Origin of the sequence: Staphylococcus shinii (assembly GCF_017583065.1) — a bacterium.
Classification (GTDB): Bacteria; Bacillota; Bacilli; order Staphylococcales; family Staphylococcaceae; genus Staphylococcus; species Staphylococcus shinii.
Genome location: NZ_JAGEVL010000003.1, coordinates 47,811 through 71,240, shown reverse-complemented (window position 1 = coordinate 71,240; position 23,430 = coordinate 47,811). Strand labels below are relative to the sequence as shown.

At 33.2% G+C, this 23,430-nt stretch carries 20 protein-coding genes; 11 read left to right on the top strand and 9 right to left on the bottom strand.

The genetic code is table 11. From position 1 onward, the window contains the following. The first annotated feature begins 111 nt into the window (after positions 1–111). The gene (locus J5E45_RS04280) at positions 112–624 is read left to right on the top strand and encodes a GrpB family protein (RefSeq protein ID WP_101094399.1); all 513 of its coding nucleotides are present in this window, start codon (positions 112–114) and stop codon (positions 622–624) included. Positions 625–858: 234 nt separating this feature from the next. Here J5E45_RS04280 and J5E45_RS04275 read toward each other — a convergent pair whose 3' ends face one another. Then, positions 859–2,478, bottom strand: coding sequence for a PucR family transcriptional regulator (locus J5E45_RS04275; protein ID WP_069792935.1), 1,620 nt, complete (start codon positions 2,476–2,478; stop codon positions 859–861). A gap of 315 nt (positions 2,479–2,793) precedes the next feature. On the opposite strand from J5E45_RS04275, the gene allW reads away from it, so the two are divergent. Then, positions 2,794–4,284: an allantoin permease gene (gene allW / locus J5E45_RS04270; protein WP_119586150.1), complete on the top strand. Its 1,491-nt coding sequence runs from the start codon at positions 2,794–2,796 to the stop codon at positions 4,282–4,284. Further along, positions 4,274–5,635, top strand: a complete 1,362-nt coding sequence (gene allB / locus J5E45_RS04265; RefSeq protein WP_119586148.1) for an allantoinase AllB — start codon at positions 4,274–4,276, stop codon at positions 5,633–5,635. The genes allW and allB overlap by 11 nt, the downstream gene beginning before the upstream one ends. A 56-nt stretch (positions 5,636–5,691) precedes the next feature. Here the strand turns inward: allB and J5E45_RS04260 are convergent, their stop codons facing one another. Then, positions 5,692–6,018: a PH domain-containing protein gene (locus tag J5E45_RS04260; protein ID WP_039068523.1), complete on the bottom strand. Its 327-nt coding sequence runs from the start codon at positions 6,016–6,018 to the stop codon at positions 5,692–5,694. Positions 6,019–6,040: 22 nt separating this feature from the next. Beyond that, positions 6,041–7,522, bottom strand: coding sequence for a catalase (locus J5E45_RS04255; protein WP_208181658.1), 1,482 nt, complete (start codon positions 7,520–7,522; stop codon positions 6,041–6,043). 635 nt (positions 7,523–8,157) lie between these two features. Between J5E45_RS04255 and J5E45_RS04250 the strand changes: the two genes are divergently transcribed. Both J5E45_RS04250 and isaB read left to right on the top strand, forming a co-directional pair. Then, the gene (locus J5E45_RS04250) at positions 8,158–8,778 is read left to right on the top strand and encodes a M15 family metallopeptidase (protein ID WP_069792933.1); all 621 of its coding nucleotides are present in this window, start codon (positions 8,158–8,160) and stop codon (positions 8,776–8,778) included. A gap of 191 nt (positions 8,779–8,969) precedes the next feature. Further along, positions 8,970–9,785, top strand: coding sequence for an immunodominant staphylococcal antigen IsaB family protein (gene isaB, locus J5E45_RS04245; protein WP_081325014.1), 816 nt, complete (start codon positions 8,970–8,972; stop codon positions 9,783–9,785). A gap of 63 nt (positions 9,786–9,848) precedes the next feature. Here the strand turns inward: isaB and J5E45_RS04240 are convergent, their stop codons facing one another. The 3 genes from J5E45_RS04240 to J5E45_RS04230 all read right to left on the bottom strand — a co-directional run bounded on the left by J5E45_RS04240 (position 9,849) and on the right by J5E45_RS04230 (position 12,838). Further along, positions 9,849–11,324, bottom strand: coding sequence for a Mur ligase family protein (locus tag J5E45_RS04240; protein ID WP_069792932.1), 1,476 nt, complete (start codon positions 11,322–11,324; stop codon positions 9,849–9,851). Between the two features lie 136 nt (positions 11,325–11,460). Next, positions 11,461–12,279 carry an anti-sigma factor gene (locus tag J5E45_RS04235; RefSeq protein WP_039068463.1) on the bottom strand — a complete coding sequence of 273 codons (819 nt, stop codon included), beginning with the start codon at positions 12,277–12,279 and terminating at the stop codon, positions 11,461–11,463. Continuing rightward, a complete protein-coding gene (locus J5E45_RS04230) occupies positions 12,269–12,838 on the bottom strand; it encodes an RNA polymerase sigma factor (protein WP_039068464.1) in 570 nt (189 codons plus the stop codon). The genes J5E45_RS04235 and J5E45_RS04230 overlap by 11 nt, the downstream gene beginning before the upstream one ends. Before the next feature lie 588 nt (positions 12,839–13,426). On the opposite strand from J5E45_RS04230, the gene J5E45_RS04225 reads away from it, so the two are divergent. Beyond that, positions 13,427–13,927 (top strand): GNAT family N-acetyltransferase, encoded by a 501-nt coding sequence (locus tag J5E45_RS04225; protein ID WP_208181656.1) that lies wholly within the window; start codon positions 13,427–13,429, stop codon positions 13,925–13,927. Between the two features lie 297 nt (positions 13,928–14,224). Here J5E45_RS04225 and J5E45_RS04220 read toward each other — a convergent pair whose 3' ends face one another. The 3 genes from J5E45_RS04220 to J5E45_RS04210 all read right to left on the bottom strand — a co-directional run bounded on the left by J5E45_RS04220 (position 14,225) and on the right by J5E45_RS04210 (position 17,113). Further along, positions 14,225–14,812, bottom strand: a complete 588-nt coding sequence (locus J5E45_RS04220; protein ID WP_208181655.1) for a histidine phosphatase family protein — start codon at positions 14,810–14,812, stop codon at positions 14,225–14,227. A gap of 200 nt (positions 14,813–15,012) precedes the next feature. After that, the gene (locus J5E45_RS04215; RefSeq protein ID WP_208181653.1) at positions 15,013–16,263 is read right to left on the bottom strand and encodes an allantoate amidohydrolase; all 1,251 of its coding nucleotides are present in this window, start codon (positions 16,261–16,263) and stop codon (positions 15,013–15,015) included. 19 nt (positions 16,264–16,282) lie between these two features. Then, positions 16,283–17,113, bottom strand: a complete 831-nt coding sequence (locus J5E45_RS04210) for an alpha/beta hydrolase (protein ID WP_237282787.1) — start codon at positions 17,111–17,113, stop codon at positions 16,283–16,285. Positions 17,114–17,274: 161 nt separating this feature from the next. Between J5E45_RS04210 and allC the strand changes: the two genes are divergently transcribed. The 5 genes from allC (at position 17,275) to J5E45_RS04185 (ending at position 23,430) form a co-directional block, all read left to right on the top strand. Continuing rightward, positions 17,275–18,507, top strand: a complete 1,233-nt coding sequence (gene allC, locus J5E45_RS04205; protein WP_107548869.1) for an allantoate deiminase — start codon at positions 17,275–17,277, stop codon at positions 18,505–18,507. A gap of 100 nt (positions 18,508–18,607) precedes the next feature. Then, positions 18,608–19,396 carry a (S)-ureidoglycine aminohydrolase gene (gene allE / locus J5E45_RS04200; RefSeq protein WP_039068471.1) on the top strand — a complete coding sequence of 263 codons (789 nt, stop codon included), beginning with the start codon at positions 18,608–18,610 and terminating at the stop codon, positions 19,394–19,396. A 15-nt stretch (positions 19,397–19,411) separates the two neighbouring features. Continuing rightward, positions 19,412–20,443, top strand: a complete 1,032-nt coding sequence (allD, locus tag J5E45_RS04195) for an ureidoglycolate dehydrogenase (RefSeq protein WP_039068474.1) — start codon at positions 19,412–19,414, stop codon at positions 20,441–20,443. Positions 20,444–20,604: 161 nt separating this feature from the next. Further along, a complete protein-coding gene (allD, locus tag J5E45_RS04190; RefSeq protein WP_039068475.1) occupies positions 20,605–21,654 on the top strand; it encodes an ureidoglycolate dehydrogenase in 1,050 nt (349 codons plus the stop codon). Between the two features lie 15 nt (positions 21,655–21,669). After that, positions 21,670–23,430 carry an acyl-CoA synthetase FdrA gene (locus J5E45_RS04185; RefSeq protein WP_208181650.1) on the top strand — a complete coding sequence of 587 codons (1,761 nt, stop codon included), beginning with the start codon at positions 21,670–21,672 and terminating at the stop codon, positions 23,428–23,430.

Here is a 23,430-nt window from a genome sequence, read left to right as displayed (position 1 = left end):
CAGTTGAATTGAAAATACATTTATAACTACCGATTTTAAAGATATAATTTAGTTTAAAAGAAAAGAGAGATTTTAAGAGATGATGAAGTATATTGGGGGAAGGTGACTATAATGGAAATTGAAGTACAGCACTATCAAAAACAGTGGCCGATTTTATTTGAAATTGAGAAATCAAACATCGAAGCTATTATAAGTGAAGAAGTCATTAAAATACATCACATTGGGAGTACTGCTGTTGAAAATTTAAAGGCTAAACCTATTATTGATATGTTAGTAGTAGTAAATAAAATAGAAAAAATTGATGACTATAATGAAGTATTGATGAGCCTGGGTTATACTTCATTGGGAGAAAATGGAATTACAGGGAGAAGATTTTTTATAAAGGGTGGAAATCCACGTACGCATCATATGCATATATTTCAACAGGATAATATGAATGAGATTAACCGTCACATAGCGGTAAGGGATTATTTACGTAAACATGAAGAGAATGCACGTGAATACGGACAATTAAAAGAACGATTAGCTCAACAATTTCCTGATGATAGGCAAAGTTATTGTGATGGAAAAGATGCTTTTATGAAAAAATTAGAACAAGATGCATTAACTTGGTATTTGAAATAATGTAAAGCCCCCACTTCTTTAAAGGAGTGGGGGCTTTATTAAGTTAGTGGTTCTCACACGTGAGTTTTTACTCAGGTCTTCCACTTTTGAAAATTAGTGGTTCTTATGCAAGAGTTTCAGCTCTTGTAATTAGTTTTGATTTAGTGAGACTTATGCATGAGCGCAAGCTTAGATAAACAATTAAAAAATTTGGTTTCTGCTCCACGTCTTTAGTTAAGATAACCTTATAGGAGGCTAATCAAATTGAGTGGTGTCAGAAACGTATAAAGCGATACGGATATTTAATGAATGCATTGGGTCTTCAATATTCACTCCAATTAAATTGCTACATTTATTAATTCTATATTTAACTGTATTACGATGAATATATATCTTTTCTGCAGTTTTAGTTATATCACACTGATTATCCATATAGACTTGTAATGTTTGTTTTAATTCTAAGTCTTTCTTAGTTTTAGGGTAGCTCAATGGGCCTAAAGTATGTTTTATAAAGGGACGTAATTTCTCTTTAGGTATTAACTGTAAAAGTTCTTTAATATCTTTGGAATGATAATAAGAAATGAAACTTTGTTTGTCATTCAACAATCCATTTTCAAATGCCTCGTTAGCTTCAAAATATGATGAAGCTATTTGTGTAAACTCTGTAACTTCATTACCAATACCAAAAGAAATCGTGCCTTCAAAATGTTCTCCATAACTGTTTTGGAGACGTTTAAGATAGTCATAGTAATAATCGTGACGATTTTGTAATAAAATAGCGAACCGATTTGTACTTGGTATTTTATAAATACTGATATAATCATCAAGATCGGTAAGCATATATTGTAGCCAACGAAATGTCAGTTGATACCTTTCATTGAGATAATAACTGTTTTCTAAGCTATTCGGTGAATCAATATCACAAATGATAATTTGATAATAATCAGAATCGAAAATATTATAGCGTTTCAGTAAATCGTTATGCTTTTTGATTGAAAGTGTTTGCTCGCTTTGATTATTAACGAGTGCTTCAAAAAAGCGGTTAATATCATTTTGTTCAGCTTCTTCGATTTTTGTGTTTTTGTAAAGTGCGAAACTCAATACACTAACTACTTGTTCAATGGTTAACAAACTGAATGGATACGATAATTTATTAACTTGTGAAACCATTAAATAATAAGGGAAATACGTATATCCCAAAACTTTGAAGATTACATGGTCTTTGTTTTCAAAAACTTGTTTGTTTTTATCATAGATAGTTGATTGTTGATAATGGTTGAGAAAATAACCGATGTGCTCATTAGTTAAATGTTTATTTTGATCATAATGATGACTTAACGCTTCCGGCGCTTTAAAAGGATCGAAAAGAATGATTGGTACACCAAGTAATTTACTCATTCGTTGAATCATTGTCTTAATGCTATGACCTTTGATGAGAAGCTGATTTAATTCTTGTTGTATATGTAATGCATAGTTTAATTTTCCAGTTTCTGAGTCTGAAATGTAAGATGAAATTTGATGTGTAATTTCGCCTAAATTCCAACTTTCTGGTATTTCTATTAAAGGAAACCCCAATTTGTCTGCAAATTCTATAACTTCTTTGTCTATCTCATGTAAAAACCTTGAAACTTTTATACCAAGACCAGCTGTATTAATATCATGCAAGTCTTTAATTAACCTTTTTAAATCTTCTTGGTTGTCTTGAAATAATACGCCAGTTGTTAGAATAAAAGCATTTTGAGAAGTAAAATGCTTAATATCATTATTTTCAGTAATATCTAAGCTTGAAACTTCTGATGATAAATCTCCGTTTTTGTTAATCAGTTCTAACTCTTTAAACTGAGGAACGGATAAAATTTCGTTAAGTGTAGTCATGGTTTAATCCTCCGTTTCCGTCTTCTTGTATTATGAGTCATACTATTATATTTTATGAACAAATATAGGTTTATTTGTATATTTATTAATCAAGTGGTATATTTATAAACATCGTAAATACGTTTATAATTTTATAAATCTTATCAAAAATAATGTTATATAAAAATTATTATACACATATTTTGTTCGAAATATATAACTTTCTACTCAATATATGTCATTACTAACAAAGAAAAACGCTTACATACGTAATAAAATGTAAATTAAAGATTGATTAAGATAGTTATAGCCTATTGAAGCAAAGGAGATAAATAGATGGAAAGACAGGGGAATGAAGCGGCTTATAATCAAGCTTTCTTTGAAAAGCGTGGTTATAATAAAGATATAATGCCTAAGACATCAGCTCAACGAAATAATTCTGCATTCAACTTTTTCACTTTATGGATGGGTGCTGTTCATAATATACCTAACTATACAGCGGTAGGTGGTTTTCTATTAATAGGTCTATCGCCATTACAAGTCATATTTGCATTGATTTTAAGTTCATTTGTTATTGCGTTATTACTCGTTTCAAATGGATATGCCGGTTCTAAATACGGTATACCCTTCGCAATGCAATTACGTGATACATATGGAGACATCGGCGCTAAATTGCCTGGCGTTTTACGTGGTGTTGTAGCCGGTATTGCATGGTTTGGTTTACAAACATTTGCTGGTTCTCAAGCGCTATTAATTTTATTAAATAAGATTTTTCCAGGATTTGAAAATATTGGAAGCGGCGTTTCGATTTTAGGTATTTCAGTACCAGGATTAATTGCATTTTTAATCTTTTGGGCAATTAGTTTTGCGATTGGATTTGGTGGTGGTGACATACTGAACAAATTCACTGCTATTTTAAATCCACTAATTTACATTGTATTTGGTGGCATGGCAATATGGGGTGTGACTGTTGCTGGTGGTTTCAGTAATATCATGAACTATGAAATATCAACGAAAACAGACGGTATTATATATCCAGCCATTTTATCATTTATTTTAATCTTCAACTCTTTATTAGGTGTTTGGGCTGGACCAGGTTCAAGTGTATCTGATTTTACACAAAATGCTAAATCTACTAAAACACAAATTATTGGTCAGATTTCTGGCATAGTAGTTGCGCATGTGTTATTTGCGATTGCTAGTGTATTTATTATTATTGGTGGTTCTATTTACTTAGGTCATCAAGAGTGGAATATTTTAACGATTATTAATGAATGGAGTAATTTCTGGGCAATCTTGATATCGACAGGGGTGCTATTAATGACGACCATTTCTACGAATGCAACGAGTAATATTATACCAGCTGCGTATCAATTAAGTGCGCTGTTACCTAAATGGATTAATTATAAACGTGGCGTAGTTATTGCTTCTGTATTAAGTGTTGTTATTATGCCATGGAAAATGATGGAAAATGAGGATAGTATCTTTTTATTCTTAAATGCTATTGGTGCAATACTTGGGCCTGTTGCAGGTGTAATGATAGTACATTTCTACCTAGTATCTAAATGTCGTATTGATATTGATAAATTGTATTTTGATTTACATGATAAAGATATAAAAATACAAAGAGTTAATATTTCTGCTTACATTGCAACAATAGTAGGCGTGGTTATTTCATTACTAGGATTCTTACCAGCATTTAAAGTAATTTCTGATTTTTCATGGTTTATTGGATTCTTTATATCTAGTTTAGTTTATATTGTTTTACACCATTCAGTTAAATTATTTTCAAAAAAACAAGAAGGAGTGAACTATAATGAAATATGATTTAATTTTAAAAAATGGATTAGTCATTTTAGAAGATAGTCAGCAAAATGTAGAAATCGGTGTTAAAGATGGCAAGATTGCTGCTATTGGTCAAGATTTAGGTGAAGCTGAACAAGTTATTGACGCTCAGAACCAAATCGTATCGCCAGGAATGGTAGACGCACATGTGCATATTACTGAACCAGGCGGCGGTTATCGTGATAGCTGGGAAGGTTATGTTACTGGTACACGCGCAGCAGCAAAAGGTGGCGTAACGTCATTTATTGAAATGCCTTTAAATCAAGTGCCTGCAACAACTGATCAAGCTTCTATTCAAGCAAAATTTGATGCTGGTAAAGATGAATTATCAGTTGATGTTGCGAGTTATGGCGGTTTAGTACCATATAACTTAAACGGCGGTATTCAAGAGTTAGATGAAGCGGGTGTCGTAGCATATAAAGCGTTTTTAGCAACATGTGGTGATCGTTCAATAGAAGGTGACTTTGAAAATGTGGATGATTATTCATTATATGAAGGTATGAAACAAATTGCTAAAACTGGTAAATTACTTTCTATTCATGCTGAAAATGCAACAATCACTGACCGTTTAGGTGAAATTGCTAAAGCTAATGGTGAAACAACTTTAAGTGCATATGTCGATAGTAGACCAGTATTTACTGAAGTTGAGCCAATTCGTAAGATTATCTTATTTGCAAAAGAAACTGGTTGTCGTGTACATATTGTACATGTTGCTTGTGAAGAAGGTGTAGATGAAATTATCAAAGCTCAACAAGAGGGTGTAGATATTTCATGTGAAACATGTACACATTATCTTTACTTCTACAAGGAAGAATTAGATGACATTGGTCCAGTCGTAAAATGTTCTCCGCCAATCAGAGAAAAATCACGCTTAGAAGGTATGTGGAATCGCGTGCTAAATGGTGATATTGGATTTGTTACTTCCGATCACTCTCCTTGTACACCCGACTTAAAAGATACAGATAATGCTTTTGAAGCATGGGGCGGTATAGCTGGGTTACAAAATAATGTTGATATTTTATTTGATGAAGGTGTTCAAAAACGTAATATGTCATTAAATAAATTTGCAGATATTATTGCTACAGCACCTGCCAAACGTTTTGGATTGAAAGCAAAAGGTAGCATAGCAGTTGGAAAAGATGCAGATTTTGTATTAATCAAACCGAATGCGCCATATACTTTAACAGCAGAAGATTTAGCATATCGAAATAAGATGAGCCCTTATATTGGTCGTGAAATTGGCGCGCAAGTAACGCAAACTATTTTAAGAGGCGAAGAAATTTACAATCAAAAAACTGGTATTTCAGAAAAACGTACCGGGCAATTTATTTAATCTTAATAAAAAGGGATGACTTCTACTCAATCTTTGTAGAAGTCATCCTTTTTTGTTTAAGTACGCTTAGTTTCAATATAATTTATGAATTGTTCGGCGTCATTGTTATTTAAATTTGTAATTGGAAATGTACCAATACTAAAACGCATTGTTAGCGTATCATTATCTAATTGAACATCTTCTAATTCGTCATAACGGATATTTCTATAGTAAAATTGACCATCCATATCTACATTTAAGATAAGGCGTTCATTTGTTGCAATGTATGCAGCATCATACGTTTTTACAATACCATTAATAGGGTATTCCATTTTCCCTAAAATGGCAGGACCTTTTTTCTCAGTTGGAAATAAATCTTCTGGATTTACGTTATCTAATATCATATAATCACCTTTTCCTTGTATATTAGTCCGCGACATCTAAGTCTACTCCATTAATATCAATGCCCATAGCTTCGGCTACACCTTGACCATATGCTGGATCGGCTTTATAGCAATGTCTTATGTGGCGGTGCTTCAATGCGTCTGTAACGGGACTCATTTCATTTGCAGTATTTTTAAATAATGTTTGTTGTTCTTCATATGACAATAAACGGAATAATTTACCAGGTTGTTCAAAATAATTATCGTCATCTTCACGAAAGTCATATTCGTATGCTTGCCCTTGAATATCTAAAGCTGGTTTTTTGTATTGCGGTTGATCTTCGAATGCACCGTTACTATTTGGATAATAATGTGTACTAGCACCTTGGTTATTATCTAAGATACGCATTTGCCCATCTCTACTAAATGGACATATGTTTTCCATGCTAACACCTTTAGGTTGATTAACTGGAATTTGCCAATGGTTAACGCCTAAACGGTATCTTTGAGTATCTCCATATGAAAACAGTCTACCTTGTAACATTTTGTCTGGTGAGAAATCTAAACCTGGGACGATATTTGTTGGCGCAAATGCAGCTTGTTCAACATCTTGGAAATAATTTTCAGGGTTTCGATTTAATTCAAACTCACCAACCTCAATCAATGGATATTCGTCCTTATACCAGACTTTAGTTAAATCAAATGGATTATCTTTATGATTACGGGCTTGTTCTTCTGTCATTACTTGGATGTACATTTTCCATTTAGGGAAATTGCCTTGTTCAATGTTGTTAAATAAGTCTCTTTGAGAAGAATCTCTATCTTTAGCTATCACTTGTTCGGCTTCTTCTGCAGAATAGTTCTCTATACCTTGTTGTGTTCTATGATGGAATTTAACCCAAAAACGTTCGCCTTTATCGTTATACATAGAATATGTATGAGAACCAAAGCCATGCATATTTCTAAAACCTTTAGGAATGCCACGATCTGTCATTAAGATTGTAATTTGGTGTAACGCTTCTGGTAATAAGGTCCAGAAATCCCAATTTGCTTGTGGGTCTTTCATATTTGTTTTTGGATTACGTTTAACCACGTGGTTTAAACTTGGGAATAATTTAGGGTCTCTAAAGAAGAATACTGGCGTATTATTACCAACTAAGTCCCAGTTACCTTCCTCTGTATAAAACTTCAAAGCAAATCCTCTAATATCTCGTTCTGCGTCGCCTGCACCACGTTCGCCTGCTACAGTTGAAAATCGTGCAAACATTTCTGTTTGTTTACCGATTTCAGCAAAGATACTTGCACATGTATATTTTGTTATATCATTTGTTACTGTAAATGTACCAAATGCACCTGATCCTTTAGCATGCATTCGACGTTCTGGAATCACTTCTCTATCAAAGTGTGCCATTTGTTCAAGGAAATAAATGTCCTGCATTAATAAAGGGCCTCTTGGACCAGCAGTCATACTATTTTCTCTATCTGATACAGGCGCTCCAAATAGCCCTGTTAACTTTTTATTCATAATTTAATCTCCTTTATTTTTAACCATATTTTTATTATCAAATAAATAAATTTGGATCTTTTCCAGTAAATAATGCTTGGACTCAGTCATTCAAATTTATAATAAGTAATATTTATGTATAAAATTTTCAATAATTAAAAGCATATTTAGTTTTGTTTTATGACTCTAATTTAAAGCTTGGAATATATTGTTTTTTTCAAACAATCAATACACCTCCAAAACTATGAAGTTAATTATAATTAATATCTTTTTATAATTATTATAATTTATTATAGCTGAAAATTTGCTAAAGTACATAGTTTTTTACTCAAAAAATCATTTTAATTGATAATACTTATCTATAAATGAAATTTATAGTTTATAATATCAAGCTCAATTTTTATGTGTAATTTTATGTTTTGAGTTTTTAATTGATTTATCATTTTATTAAATGTAATGTTATTGAACAAATAATGGTGAAATATTTTGGGGTATTAGTCTGTCAATGATGCAAATATGGAGTCATTTATAGTTCTTAAAACATAAATTGAAATAGCGCTAGGGTAAATTCAGTTTAAAAATGAAAGCTAAGATTTGTAAACTGAAGGTTACAAGAAGTATGTTTTATAAAAATATGTGGTGAGAAGGATGAGTATATGAGAAAAGTAATCCCATGGTTAGTTGTAATTTTAATCTTAATAATTTATTTCTTAAATAAAAAACAAAAAGGCTATGATAATACTATTATAAAAAAGAACGGAGCGTATTATTTTAATAGTCATATTATCGTAAATAAAGACTATAAAATTTCTCCATTTTATACGCCATTTCCAAAATTGAAAGCGCTAAACGCTTTAAAGATAATGATTAATGATGCAAATAAACAAGGGCTTCGATTGATTATTATAAGCGGTTTTCGTTCGTATTTTAAACAGATGCGATTGTTTAATATATATGTGCAACGTGATGGTTTAAAAAAAGCGCAACTATATAGCGCAAAACCTGGATTTTCTGAACATCAGACTGGTCTTGCTTTTGATGTTGCTACTCCAGGGTTACATGAATCAGCTAAGGAACTGTTTCAATATACTAAAGAGAGTGAATGGTTGGAAGATAACGCTCATCATTATGGCTTTATTATTCGGTATCCTAAAGGTAAAGAACACATTACCCAATTTATGTACGAACCGTGGCATTTAAGGTATTTAGGGAAAAAAGATGCGAAAAAAATGAAAAATACTAACCTTACGTTAGAAGAATATTTTCATTTAGTTTAAATAATTTTTATAAAAAGTGAACTTATAATAGTAAAAATACGTATGTTTTAGTAAGTAGAATAAAAAGGGGGCATTACGCAAAACAATTAGTTTTATTGTCAGTAAAACAGTCTTTTGTTTTTAAGCGTAAGATTAAGAAGAAACACACAACAAGAATCATTCATAAAATATTAAAAAAGGGGTGGAGATTTATGAATAATAAAGTATTAATGATTTCATCAGTATTAGCGACAAGTCTATTTTTAGGAGCAGGATCAGCTCAAGCCAATACAACAACAAATAACAACATGAACCAACAGGACATGTCAATGAACGGACAGATGGGACAAATGAATAACAATATGAATCAACAAGACATGTCAATGAACGAGCAGATGGGACAAATGAATAACAACATGAATCAACAGGACATGTCAATGAACGAGCAGATGGGACAAATGAATAACAACATGAATCAACAAGACATGTCAATGAACGAGCAGATGGGACAAATGAATAACAACATGAATCAACAAGACATGGCAATGAATGAGCAAATGGGACAAATGAATAACAACATGAACCAACAGGACATGGCAATGAATGAGCAAATGAGTCATATGGAACAAACAACAATGATGCCATATTATAATTATAATGGATATACAACATATGACGGGCAATTTACTCAAGATTATGATTTTGTAAGAGCATTACAGTACGACAACGTTATGATTGATGGTTATAAAGTTAATACTGCTACATCTGATAAGGATGTTGCATCAAGTAAAACAGTTTATGACACAACGATCGATATGAATAAGGATGGACAAGTAATTCATATTACTTTTGATACGAAACCAGAATCGGTAAGTAAAGAGATGTTTAAAAAAGCGCATATGTCGAATCATATGATAGATGAAGGCAAAACGACTGATGGCTCATATATGACTTATGAAACAAATAATGGTATGTATAAAGCTTTCTTCGATAAGCAAGGTTATTTAATGAAAGTAATGATTAGTTAGTTTGAATGTGCAGAAAAGCATAAAAAAAGTCCCGATTTAAGGGGCTTTTTTTAGTGTTATTTTTTAAGTTTTTAACTCTTGTAATATTTGTTTTGCATATTCTTGATCATCATGATCATACTTTTTACCTCTATAATTTTGCGGTTCATTTATCCCAGTAAGTAAAATAATCTCATTATTTTTATCTGTTGCTTGTAAAAGTGACTTTATTCCCTCTTTACGTGAGGAGCCACGCAAAACATTGCCCGTTTTATAGCAATCTGGTAAATGATTAAACATAAAACGGAGGATTTTTTCTGGGTCTTCATAGCCTACTTGTTCCGCAGCAATCATCAACTTATGAATACCTTTAGGCAAAGTATCTACAGTCAATTTTATTTTATCTAAGCCTCTTAAACCTATGCCTGTAACCATTGTGTTTAAGCTCTTATTAATACTTTTACTATAATTCAAAGCGTTATTTATAGATTCTTTAATGGCCAAAGCAGTGTGTGCAAAATCCAATATAATCGTATAAGCATCTATTTCTATAATTTGAAAGCGATGGAGTGGCGGATCAATTATTGAAGCAACTTTTACAATTTTCTTTGAATCAAAACCTAATTTATCTAAAGCAAATATGCTTGTAGCTAAGTTTATAAAGTTATGTCCCCCTTTAAAGGTTGGTGTAATAGTAAACGCATCATCATTAATCTCAATACTAATAGTGTCATTACCGATATGATATTGATAATATGCGTCTTGTGTACTGGAAAAATGTTGTTCATCTTTTAAAATAGTACGATATTCTACCGTGTCTAAATTAACTAAATTTAGTGAGCTTAAGCTATTTAATCTTAGTTTAGCATTTAAATAATTTGTCATTGTACCGTGATATTCAAGGTGTTCTGGACTGAAATTGGTGAAGACGGCTAAGTCATTTTTGATGAAATCTGTCCGGCGTTGTTCCAAAGCTATAGAAGTAGCTTCATAGACGATATAATCGTAATTTTCATTATAAAAATAATTTATAATCTCAGCCATTTCGAAATACATTGGTGTAGTTTGAGTCGAGTGTTTAAAGTTAAGCTTATTATAATTACAGTCGTATACTCCCATTGTCCCTATGATGGCAACTTTTTTATCAAGTTTAGTAAGTAAATTACCAATCATATGACTAGTTGTTGTTTTGCCATTTGTGCCTGTTACAGCGATGAAATTCATATATTCAATTGCTCTTTTATAAAATAATTTGACTAAGTTATTAGCTACTTCTGGAAAATCTGTTATAAAAATAATAGGTAGGTTGTATTCAAAATGGCTAAATTTTGAAGGGCTTGCATCGGTAACCACAAGCAATGGATTCATTTTACAAGCACATTGTGCATAATATGTTACGTTGTCTGAATCTTTTAGCATAAAGAGGGTAGCTTGGCTTATATCTTGGTACATTGAAGTAACTTTTTCACAAACGACTTCTGAATCCAATTTCACACATTTTGAAGATTCAACTGTATTTTGTTCAATAACTGACAAGATATCTTTAATAGTAATTTTCATAGTTTTTCTCCACCTTTTTAGTGAGTTTCTTATTGTACAAATATAATCATGGTTTTATTAAAAATGTAATTAAGAAATATACGTATAAAAATTAAAAAAGGATCACATAAATTTGTGATCCTTTCAGATAATTTTATTAAACTTCTTTACTAGCCATAACCATTTGCCCTTTCGGTTCTGGGTTGTTTGGTGAAGGTTCAAGAGTGATTGCAATAGTATCGTTCTTGTCTACATCAATTTCATTTAAGTTGAATACGACCATACCCTTATTGTTTGTAGTTGCGAATGTTCCAGCTGGATATGGTTTATCATTTTTAATAATCCAAACTTGATAAACTTCATTACCTTTTGTTGCTTCAATATCGTTAGCTTCGACCATTAACTTATTATTAGTCTTGTCATTAGATACATAAGCTTGACCTTGTGTTTTTTCATCATTCATAGATTTCAAATTAATGGCGTGTGTATCATTGGTATTAATCATCGGTGATGATTGTTTTTGTGATTCTTTGTGGTTAAAATATTGAACGCCATTGCCAATTAGAGATAACAGTAATAATGCTGCCATAATTCCTATAGAAAGTTTTTTGCCGGGCGTACGTTTAATTTGCTTATAATCACTTTGTTTTGTTTTTATATTGTTTTCTTTATATTGTTTAGATTCATTTGAATTTTGGCTATTATTCTTGTGGAAAGGTGTGGCGTCTTTATTGAAATCGTTGGTTTTATCCTGTTGATTTTCATGTTCTTCATTAATAACTGCGTCTAGTATTCTTTGCTTCATACCTGTTGGAGGTTCAACTTCTTTATTACTATAAGGAAGCGTGTCATGAAGAATATTAATGCTATCCAAAGTTTCATTACTTTCAGAAGATGAATTTAAGTCTTGTTCAATTTCTTCTTTTTCGTTTTCGTCTAACTTGCCATTAAAATAATCATATATTTTATCGTTCATTTTCTTCACGCTCCCTTCTTGAAATGTTTTTAAAGTAGTTATTTAAATGTTGTATTGATAATCTTAATCTGCTCTTTACAGTACCTAAAGGTGTGTTTAATTTATGTGCAATTTCTTTTTGGCTTAAACCTTTATAATAAAATAGAGCAATGATATCTTGTTGATCTTTATTTAGATATGAAATCATTTTTTGGATTTGTTCTGAGCATTCTTTATCTAATAAATCATATTCAGGTAAGCCACTCAGTTGTAATCCCTGAAATTCTTCGTTGAATTCACTTTCTGAGATTTTTCGTTTTCTTACAATATCAATTGCTCCATTACGACATAATGTAATGAGCCAAGTTGATAATTTACCTTTTTCAGATTTAAAAATTGCTTTTTGATGCCAAATTTTCATAAAAATATCTTGTAAAATTTCCTCACTTGATTGTTTGTCTTGTGTGATTTTGTAAGCCAAATTAAATAACAATGATTCGTACCGATCGTATAGGACTTCTAGACTTTTGCTATCCTTTTTTTCAACAATCAGTTTATATAGATCATTTTCATCTAGCATGCCTTCCCCTCCTTGTTTATAAAAATACGTAATTTGAACAGTAAAAGTTCACCAATCAGGGTGAACTTTTACTGAAATATATTGATAAAATAAAAATGTGAAACATTAAGTTATTATTAAATGATAACTTAATATTTAACTAATGTGTATATATAAAGTTATAATATCTATTAATGGTTATTTTAATAAATTTAAATTTTGAAAATACCACAAATCAATTAATACAAATATAATTACAAATTATTGATTTGTTGGTGTTTTTAAAGTTGTTCATCAATAAGGTTTAAATTGAGGGCCACCGTGTTTAGTGCGTACAATCACTAACACGAATGTTTTCGTTTTTAGAAGTATTTCACCTATGATAAATTAAAATGATAGTAGATAGATTTAAATAAAATAAATTATAAATTAATCAGATTTAATATTTATAAGGCTAACAATTTAGTAGAAAATCAAGCATTTATTACTGCAAATTCACGTGGTTTTTATGGTATTTTATGTAAAAAACTAATTTTTATATTTTCAAAAGCTAAAAATATAAAAAAAGAAACAATAATAGTTAACTTCAAAAATTTTAGGAGGATAAATATGGATTTCTATTCTAGAGATTTAAAAGATACAGATATAGAGGACATAAATGAATTATATAACTTAACAGAAGTAAATAAGTATCAAACTTGGGGTGTTCAAAGTTATGAAGACACAAAGGAATTTATTGACGAGGTTATAACCCAAGATTCGGATTTAGTTTATAATGTTTTAGTTAATCCTGATACTGATAAAGTTATTGGGACGATACAATTAGCTATAGATGAAGGGAATAAAAGTGCCGAAATTAAATTTATTATTCATCCGAATTATTGGAATAACGGTATCGCAACAAATATAGCTAAAACCATTATAAAATATGCTTTCAAAGTGCTGAAATTAAATAGAGTATGGGCATCTATTGATTCAAATAATATAGCGGCAAGAATGGTGTTACAAAATTTAGAAATGAAGCTAGAAGGCGTATTTAGAGAAAATAGACTAGTGGACGGTGAATATAGGGATACATTAAAGTATGCCATTTTGAAAAGTGAATACTAACTGTTAAAGTCCCACTTCTTTAAAGTTCCGCTTATTTAAAGAGCCACTTTTTTAAAGAAGCACTTATTAATTTAGTGCTTCTTATACCTGAGTTTTATTCAGGTGTTCTACTTTTACAAATTAGTGGCTCTTACACATGAGTACTTACTCAGGTGTTCCGCTTTTAAGAGTTAGTGGGTTTGTGCATGAGGGTAAGTTCAGGTAAACAATTAACCCTTTCAAATCTAGCCATCTTGCCAAGGTAGGGCAACGAAAAATTTTTAATAAATTAGATTTCTATCTCTCTTCCTTAATATTTTAGATGCCTGAACTTTGCATCGGCAAATGTGAAGTTTGGTCATAATTGATAATAGTATAATGACCTTCAGTAATTTTTAATGTGCTCATGCTGCCGTTTGTCAGTTTTGTGATGCCGGTTCCAATATTGCCATTTGAGTAATAATGAAATATTGCATTAATAAAGGCCCCGTGAGAAACAATTAAAATATTTTTATCTTTGTAATTACTTCTAACTGAGTCTATACCTTTTAGGAAGCGGTCTTTGATTACCTCTTCGCTTTCTTTATTTGGATAAACAAGCGAAGGGAATTTGGCGATACGCTCCTCCGAAGTTAAACCTTCAGCATCTCCAAAAGAAACTTCGATAAACGCGTCGTTTTCTATTAATGGAATATTTAAGTAATGTTGAATCCATTGTGCAGTTGTTTTAGCCCTTGATAAGGGGCTTGTAAGAATTACATCCCAATGTGATTCTTTTAAATACTGACCGCAAGCTTTTGCTTGGTCGATACCTTTCTCGTTTAAAACGGTATTTGTAAGTCCTTGTAATCTCCCAGCAGTATTCCAATCTGTTTCTCCATGTCTGATAAAACATATCTTCGTCATCATAATCAACCTTTATTATTGTATAGTTTTGAAAATTATTTTAAAGTTAAAAATTTAATTTTAACAGGTAAAGTTTTTTGTGAATATAGTACGTAAAAAAGTGAGAAACCTACTTTGTATGATAGGATACTCACTTTAGTTGTTAATTATATTATTATTTTGGAGAAAATCAACGAAAACAACATATTACAATTGATATATTAATCTTCTAATATTGTTTCTAGTTTAGCTAACTCAATCGTTGTATTTATATAAACTTGAATACCTTTGGCAATTTGTTGCTCAGTGACTGATTCTTCAGGTGAATGACTAATCCCTTTTTTACAAGGAATGAAAATCATACTCGTGGGACAAATAGGTGCGAAATTCATTGCATCATGTCCTGCACCACTATACATATAACGGAAACTATAGTCGGACTGAAGACAACTCTGTTCAGTAATTTGAGCCATTTTATGGTTGAAACTTCGTGGGTCATCTTGGCCTAAATCTTCTAAATGATATACTGTTTTACGTTTTTGAGTGATAGTTTGAATTTGTTGTTGGATTTCTGTAACAACTTGTTCACGTACTGCTAGGTCTTTTCCACGAATATCAATAAGCAAAGTAACTTCTCCTGGAATTGCATTCATCGTATTTGGATATACATTAGCGTAACCAACTGTCGTAACAATGCCTTGATCATGGTAGGCTTGGCCTATAGATTCAATGCTTAAAATAATTTCTGATGATGCAGTAAGCGCATCAATTCTCATAGGCATGGGAGTTGAACCAGAGTGACTTGTAACACCTTGGATACTCAACTTGAAACGGTGAGGGGCAGCAATATCTGTGACAATACCGATATCTTTGTCGTTCTTTTCAAGGATAGGGCCTTGTTCAATGTGTAGTTCTAAAAAAGCTTTAATCTGATTACGTTCAAATAAGGCGGCCTTACCGTGCATGTCTTGAGATAAGGGTTCGACGACATCGTAAAGTATATTACCTTCATTGTCTTTAATATGTTTCATGTCATTTTTAGTCATTTTACCTGTTAGATATTTACTTCCTAACGTAGCCTCGTTAAATCTTGTTGACTCCTCACAGGCAAAAGCAATAACGATGATAGGGTGGTCAGTTTCTATTTGATGTGCATTTAAATGTTCAATAACCTCTAAAGCAGCTAGTACACCAAGTAACCCGTCATATTGGCCACCGTCTTTTACAGTATCGATGTGAGAACCTAAAACTACAGGTTTCAAAGATGGGTCTTTACCTTCCCTACGTGCGATGACGTTTCCGAAGAAATCAAAATATACATCTAATCCAGCTTTTTGACATAACATAGAAAACTTCAATGCAGCTAACCTCTCTGGATGTGTAAATGCGATACGATTAATACCACCATTTCGTTCGTTTCGAGCAAAGTTATTAAACGTTTGAAAATTATCTAAGACATTTTGTAAATTCACTATAAACATTCTCCTTCAATTAAATGAGTTGGTTTAAAAAATGTACGGCCTTCATATATAAATTAATGCTAGTTTCATTTACTGTTCTATCAAAGTCATGTTGGTTATCTTCTAAAGTTTCCATATGACAAATTTTCACGTTTTGATAGATATATTCACTTTCGCTATATGGCACATCTGAATCATTGATACAATGGACAATGAATGTTGGTGGAAAGTGATTGAGTTGCTGAGCTGAAATATTATAATCACTTTGTGTTGAAGTCTGAATGCCAAGAAAATCTAACCATTTAGCTTCTCCACGTGCATGAATATAAATAGGATATCTGGCTTGCATTGGCCCAGAGACTAATGGTTGCTGTTGAATCAGTTGGTTAAGTATCTCAGGAGTAATTTTAGATGACAGTGTCTGGTACTGTGAATTTGGTCTTAAAAAAGATGGTACATGTACACGGCAATAGCCATAAAAATCAACAATACCATCAACATGACGATGTGTTGCGACAATCATTGCTAAAAAAGCACCAGCAGAACGGCCAAAGGTAAATAAGGGTAGTGACGGATAGCATTTTTTGATAGCATCATATTGTAGTATGGCGTCGCTAATAATTGTATCCATATTACTTTCAGGTGCGAGACGATAAGAAACTAGAACGAGATGAAAGTCTTGTGTTAATAAGTCTATGTAACTCTGTGGAAGATCGTCAGGGCTTCCACAGATTAATCCGCCTCCATGAAAATAAGTGATAACGCCTTTTACATGCTCATTTTTTGCTTCAATAACTGTTAAAGGTAAGGTGAATCCATCTTCAGCTATAATTTCAGAATGATATTGAGACAAACCTATCATCCTCCTATATATAATTTGCTAACTATAGTATCTCAAAGAAATGTTTAGAAGTATTTGTATAAATCGAATAAAAGTCTTAACCATTATTGTTAGAAATGTGAATGATAACTAAAATGTAAACGCTTATAATTGGTTATGAAATGAAAAAGGAGTTGAATTTAATGGACATACGATCTTCTTTTGAATCTTTAGATAAAAAGTTCACCAGTTTTGGTGGATTGAACGGTGGCGGTATTACGCGCTTACTATATTCAGATGAGTGGTCAAATGCTGTACATGAATTAAAACATACATTAGAAAAGGAAGGGTTTGAAGCTAGTTTCGACAGTGTCGGTAATTTAAAAGGACGTATCGAAGGTAGCAAATACCCTGAAGAGACAATTATGTCTGGTTCACATATTGATACCGTTGTTGAAGGTGGTCATTTAGATGGTCAGTTTGGTGTATTAGCAGCGTTAGTTGCAATGCAATCATTGAAAGCTGAGCATGGTCAACCACTACGTTCGCTTGAAGTTTTGGCATTAGCAGAAGAAGAAGGTAGCCGCTTCCCGTACGCATTTTGGGGAAGTAAAAATTTCTTTAACTTAGCTAAAAGCGAAGACGTAAATGATATTGCTGATGGCGAAGGTATTAATTTTAAAGCAGCAATGAACAACGCTGGTTTTGATTATCGTAATGAAGATAATGATTATAGCTATATTAAGTCATTTATTGAAGTACATATCGAACAAGGCAAAGTATTGGAAACCGAGCAGAAAGCAATCGGTGTCGTCAACGGAATCGTTGGACAAAAACGTTATACGATTAATTTAAAAGGCGAAGCAAACCATGCGGGAACAACACCGATGGGGTTAAGAAGAGATGCAGTAGTTGCTTTCAGTAAAATCGCAACAGAGCTAACTGATAAATCAAGAACAATTGGTGACCCACTAGTGATTACTTTTGGTCGTGTTGACCCTGTTCCAAACACAGTAAACGTAGTGCCAGGGGAAGTGACTTTTTCAATTGATTGTAGACATATCAATCAAGAAGCGTTAAATGATTTTGCAAAGACAATTGATGATTGCATCAGAACGGTATCAGAACAAGAAGGTGTCGAATACGACATTAACTTGTGGATGGACGAAGCACCAACCATGATGGATGAAAGCTTAGTCAAAGTAGTAGAACAAGCTGCTGAACAAGTAGTTGGTTCTAATGACAGTAAGATGATGCCATCAGGTGCAGGGCATGATTCTCAAATCTTTGCTAAATACATACCGACCGCAATGTTGTTTGTCCCATCTATTAATGGTGTGAGTCATAATGTTACAGAAGAAACCAACATTGAAGATTTGGTTAAAGGCATAGAGGTGCTTAAACAAGTATTATATCAACTTGCTTATGAAGAATAAGTATTAAATAAGCACGGATTAAAACAGTTTAATATGAATTGTTCCATAATTTTTAACGAGAAAAGAATAATTCCAAAAAGAGAAAAGGAGTAATGTTTTTATGGGTTATTTAAACCACAATCAAGGTTATAGAGAAGGATTGTTAGAAACACGTTCAGTAATTAAAAAGGATAACTATGCAGTAATTACGCCAGATGGCTTAGTTAATAATGTAGTCCCAGGTTTTGAAGATTGTGATGTAACTATCATGGGATCTCCAAGGTTAGGTGCTCGCTTTGTTGATTATTTAGTTACTTTGAAAAATCAAGGCGGCAATAAACAAGGCTTTGGTGGAAATGGTGTACAAACATTTATCTATGTCGAATACGGTAATATCAATGCATACGCAGATGATAAAAAGTATGAGTTAAGCGCAGGCGGTTATTTATATGTGCCAGCTCATCAAGTTATGACGTTTGAAAACAGTAATCAAAATAATGATAGTAGAGTATTTTTATATAAAAAACGTTATCAACCATTAGAAGGATATACACCAGAAGTGGTTACTGGCAACGTTAATGACATGGTGCAAGAACCGTATGAAGGTATGGAAGAAGTTAAAATCTTGGATCTTTTACCAAAAGAACTTGCATATGATATGAATATTCATATTTTATCATTTAAGCCTGGTGCGTCACATGGCTATATTGAAACACATGTACAAGAACACGGGGCTTATATCTTAAGCGGACGTGGCATGTACAATTTAGATAATGAATGGATGCCAGTTGATAAAGGAGATTATATCTTTATGGGTGCCTATGCGCCTCAAGCGACATATGCAGTAGGTTTAGATGAACCATTTGCATATATCTATTCAAAAGATGCTAATAGAGATATTGAAATTTAAGGAAGGTTGTTAACGATGGAAGAAGAGACGTTAGTATACGTTGAAAGAGATAAATTACGTGAACTGTTCAAGAGAAAATTGACACAAGCTGGTCTTCCTGAAGTACAAGCAGACAAAACGGCTGACCTTATGATATTTGCTGATGAGCGCGGTATTCATTCTCATGGTTCCGTGCGTATGCAATATTATGCAGAACGTATTTCGAAGCAAGGCTATAATTTAGAGCCTAATTTTGAATTTACGCAAAATGGTCCTTCAGCTGGAACTTATTTTGGAGATAATGCAGTAGGACATTATGTGGCATATCAAGCAATGGAAGAAGCAATCACTATGGCTAAGAATAGTGGTATTGGTATGGTAGGTGTTAAAGAAATGGGACATAGTGGCGCGATTGGCTATTTTGCAGAACAAGCTGCAAAACGAGGTATGGTAGCTATTACAGTGTGTCAATCAGATCCGATGGTTGTTCCATTTGGTGGTACGAAGCCATACTTTGGCACGAATCCTATTGCATTTGCTGCACCACGACAATCAGGCGAGCCTATTTTGTTCGATATGGCAACGACAGTGCAAGCTTGGGGGAAAATCTTGGATGCGCGTTCTAAACATAAAGCAATCCCAGATACATGGGCGGTGAATAACCAAGGTGAACCGACAACCGATCCCTTCGAAGTAGCAGCGTTATTACCAGTTGCAGGGCCTAAAGGTTATGGGCTAATGATGATGGTTGATATCTTAGCCGGCAGCCTCCTAGGATTGCCATTCGGTCAACATGTCACTTCAATGTATAAGGATTTAAGCCAGTACCGTAGATTAGGGCAGTTTCATATTGTAATTAATCCGGCTTATTTCGGAGACGAAAGATTATTTTTAGAAAAAGTCTCTGAAATGGTTGATGAGTTACATGATATTAAACCAGCACAGGGATTTGAACAAGTCTACTATCCTGGAGAAATCCAAGAAACAGTTAAACAACGTTATGCTAAAAGTGGTATTCCAGTGGCTAAAAGTATTTATGACTATTTAGTCTCAGAACAACTGTATTAAATACAACTAAAGGAAGTGAAAGGGGAACGTTATGAAATGTACGATGGTGTACATTTCAAGATTAAGCTTACTCTCCCAAGTAGCTTCCTTTTTAATGCAATAAATAGACTGAACGGAGACAAATTTTATTGGAATTGACTATAAAGTGAGGAGGTTTTCGTATGCGTGTATCGAAAGAACAATTACTTGAACTCATGAAAAATAAATTGGTAAAAGCTGGATTAAATGAAAATGCTGCAATGGATGTTGCAGACGTACTTACATTTGCAGACCATAGGGGTATCCATTCTCATGGTGCTGTTAGAGTTGAGTATTATGCAGAACGTATTGCTAAAGGTGGCATAACAGCTAATCCAAACTATCAATTTGAACAAACAGGTCCTTCAGCTGCAGTCTTTGAAGGAGATAATGGCCCTGGTCACCAAGCTGCGAAACAAGCAATGGAAAAAGCTATTGCAATGGCTAAAGAGAGTGGTGTTGCAGTTGTTGGTATGAAGCACATTTCTCATAGTGGGGCACTTGGTTACTTCGTCGAAATGGCTGCAAAAGAGAATATGGTTGGTATTAGTATGTGTCAATCAGATCCAATGGTAGTGCCATTTGGCGGTACAGAACCATACTTTGGAACTAACCCGATTGCATTTAGTGCGCCGTCGAATGACGACCGTATTATCACATTTGATATGGCAACGACAGTGCAAGCGTGGGGGAAGGTACTTGACGCGAGAGCAAAACATTTATCTATCCCAGATACGTGGGCGGTGGATGCACAAGGTGAGCCGACTACTGACGCAAGAGATGTACATGCACTCGTTCCAGTAGCTGGCCCTAAAGGATATGGCTTAATGATGATGGTCGATATTCTATCCGGTAGTTTATTAGGTGTGCCTCATGGTGTACATGTATCATCAATGTATAAAGATTTAACCAAAGGCCGAGATTTAGGTCAGTTGCATATCGTGATAAATCCAGCGTTTTTCACTGACTTAGGACAGTTTAAGACACGTATTTCAACTATGCTAGATGAGCTTAAATCACAGCCTGCCGCAGAAGGATACGGCGAAATTTTCTACCCAGGTGAACGTGGGCGTATGCGCAGTGAAAAATATGACGAAGATGGTATAGAAATTGTTGATGACATCTATGAATACTTAATTTCGGATGATGTACATTATGATCGCTACCACGGAAAAAATAGATTTGCAGAATAATAATGGAGGCATAAGATGTTATACACAATAATTAAAGAAAATACGTATCAAGATTCAATTGTATTAATGCTACTATCAAACAAATTATCTGCTATTGAAGGTGTTAATAAAGTATCTATTATGATGGGCACGCCTGCCAATAAAGATATATTCAAATCATCTGGCTTAGGTACACCTGAGCTAGAAGAAGCGAAACCAAACGATATTGTTATTGTTGTTGATACAGATGATGAAGCTAAAGTTGAAGAAGTTAATCAAGAAGTAGAAGCAGAACTAAAAGGTAAAAATGAAAGTGACGAAAAATCACAAAAACAAGATGAAGCTTCAAACTGGAAGCGCGCGTTAGAATTAGCTAATAATCCTAATCTTGCATTAATCTCTATTCCTGGACAATATGCAGCTATGGAAGCAGAAAATGCTTTGAACCATAATTTAAATGTCTTTATGTTCAGTGATAACGTTGCTAAAGAAGATGAAGTACGCCTGAAAAAACTTGCCCATGATAAAGGGTTACTAGTTATGGGACCAGACTGTGGTACGGGAATTATTCATGGTTTACCACTCGCGTTTACTAATACAGTCAACCAAGGTGATATCGGTGTCGTAGGTGCATCAGGTACAGGTATTCAAGAAGTTACAACGATTATCGATAGAGAGGGTAAAGGCGTAACGAATGCATTAGGTACAGGTGGCCGTGATTTATCAACTGAAGTTGGTGCAATCACAATGTTAGATAGCATAAAAGCTTTAAATTCAGATCCAAAAGTTAAAGTGATTACTGTTATTTCTAAGCCACCAGCTAAAGAAGTAGAAGAAAAAGTGTTGAATCTATTACGTAACATTGATAAACCAGTCGTTACTTTATTCTTAGGCTCAAAACCTACTTATACTGAAGAAAACATTTATCATGCGTATACATTGGAAGAGGCTGCTCGTATTTCTGTTCAACTTTCAAATGATGAAACACCACAATTCAAACCACATGTGAAAGAGAATATTTCGGTGACTTTAAACGCAAAACAAAATGGTATCAAGGGTTATTACTCTGGAGGTACTTTAGCATCTGAAGCTGCGATGTTAGTTAAAGATACATTAGGTGATGATTCAACAGATGCAATGCCAGAAGGTTACTCATACAAAGGTGGAAATCATGAAATTATTGATTTAGGTGATGATATTTATACTCAAGGTAGACCACACCCAATGATTGATCCGACAAAGCGTATTGAAATGTTAGAAACATCATCAGCTGATCCATCAACTGCAGTCATTATGTTAGATAATGTCATTGGCTATGGTAGTCATGATGATATGGCAAATGAATTAGCGCCAACAATTAAGAATATTCTTCAAAAAGTACAAGAAGAAGGACGCTCTTTAGCAGTATTAGCAACTGTGGTTGGAACAGAGCATGATCATCAAGATTATCAAGCACAAATAAATACCTTAGAAGCAGCTGGCGCTGTAGTATGCGAAACGAATGATCAAATGGTGCGTACAGCGTTAAACATCATTGGTAGTAATGTGATGCAACCAAACCGTGAAATAAAATCTTTTGAGATAGAACAAGTTGATTTAACTGTTGATGAGAAAGTGATGAATTTAATCAATATGACACCTAGCGTAATTAATATTGGCCTACAAAGTTTTACATCAGCGATTCAAGATGGCGGTGCAGAAGTTGTACAGTTTAACTGGCGTCCAATTGCTGGTGGAAATGAAAAACTAATGAAAGTACTCCAATATTTAATTAATTTCGAAGGAGAGACAGTATAA

Excerpts from the sequence above, each read along its gene's own strand:
- J5E45_RS04280 (WP_101094399.1), top strand. The coding sequence starts at position 112 with ATGGAAATTGAAGTACAGCACTATCAAAAACAGTGGCCGATTTTATTT.
- J5E45_RS04275 (WP_069792935.1), bottom strand. The coding sequence starts at position 2,478 with ATGACTACACTTAACGAAATTTTATCCGTTCCTCAGTTTAAAGAGTTA.
- allW (WP_119586150.1), top strand. The coding sequence starts at position 2,794 with ATGGAAAGACAGGGGAATGAAGCGGCTTATAATCAAGCTTTCTTTGAA.
- allB (WP_119586148.1), top strand. The coding sequence starts at position 4,274 with ATGAAATATGATTTAATTTTAAAAAATGGATTAGTCATTTTAGAAGAT.
- J5E45_RS04260 (WP_039068523.1), bottom strand. The coding sequence starts at position 6,018 with ATGATATTAGATAACGTAAATCCAGAAGATTTATTTCCAACTGAGAAA.
- J5E45_RS04255 (WP_208181658.1), bottom strand. The coding sequence starts at position 7,522 with ATGAATAAAAAGTTAACAGGGCTATTTGGAGCGCCTGTATCAGATAGA.
- J5E45_RS04250 (WP_069792933.1), top strand. The coding sequence starts at position 8,158 with ATGAGAAAAGTAATCCCATGGTTAGTTGTAATTTTAATCTTAATAATT.
- isaB (WP_081325014.1), top strand. The coding sequence starts at position 8,970 with ATGAATAATAAAGTATTAATGATTTCATCAGTATTAGCGACAAGTCTA.
- J5E45_RS04240 (WP_069792932.1), bottom strand. The coding sequence starts at position 11,324 with ATGAAAATTACTATTAAAGATATCTTGTCAGTTATTGAACAAAATACA.
- J5E45_RS04235 (WP_039068463.1), bottom strand. The coding sequence starts at position 12,279 with ATGAACGATAAAATATATGATTATTTTAATGGCAAGTTAGACGAAAAC.
- J5E45_RS04230 (WP_039068464.1), bottom strand. The coding sequence starts at position 12,838 with ATGCTAGATGAAAATGATCTATATAAACTGATTGTTGAAAAAAAGGAT.
- J5E45_RS04225 (WP_208181656.1), top strand. The coding sequence starts at position 13,427 with ATGGATTTCTATTCTAGAGATTTAAAAGATACAGATATAGAGGACATA.
- J5E45_RS04220 (WP_208181655.1), bottom strand. The coding sequence starts at position 14,812 with ATGACGAAGATATGTTTTATCAGACATGGAGAAACAGATTGGAATACT.
- J5E45_RS04210 (WP_237282787.1), bottom strand. The coding sequence starts at position 17,113 with ATGATAGGTTTGTCTCAATATCATTCTGAAATTATAGCTGAAGATGGA.
- allC (WP_107548869.1), top strand. The coding sequence starts at position 17,275 with ATGGACATACGATCTTCTTTTGAATCTTTAGATAAAAAGTTCACCAGT.
- allE (WP_039068471.1), top strand. The coding sequence starts at position 18,608 with ATGGGTTATTTAAACCACAATCAAGGTTATAGAGAAGGATTGTTAGAA.
- allD (WP_039068474.1), top strand. The coding sequence starts at position 19,412 with ATGGAAGAAGAGACGTTAGTATACGTTGAAAGAGATAAATTACGTGAA.
- allD (WP_039068475.1), top strand. The coding sequence starts at position 20,605 with ATGCGTGTATCGAAAGAACAATTACTTGAACTCATGAAAAATAAATTG.
- J5E45_RS04185 (WP_208181650.1), top strand. The coding sequence starts at position 21,670 with ATGTTATACACAATAATTAAAGAAAATACGTATCAAGATTCAATTGTA.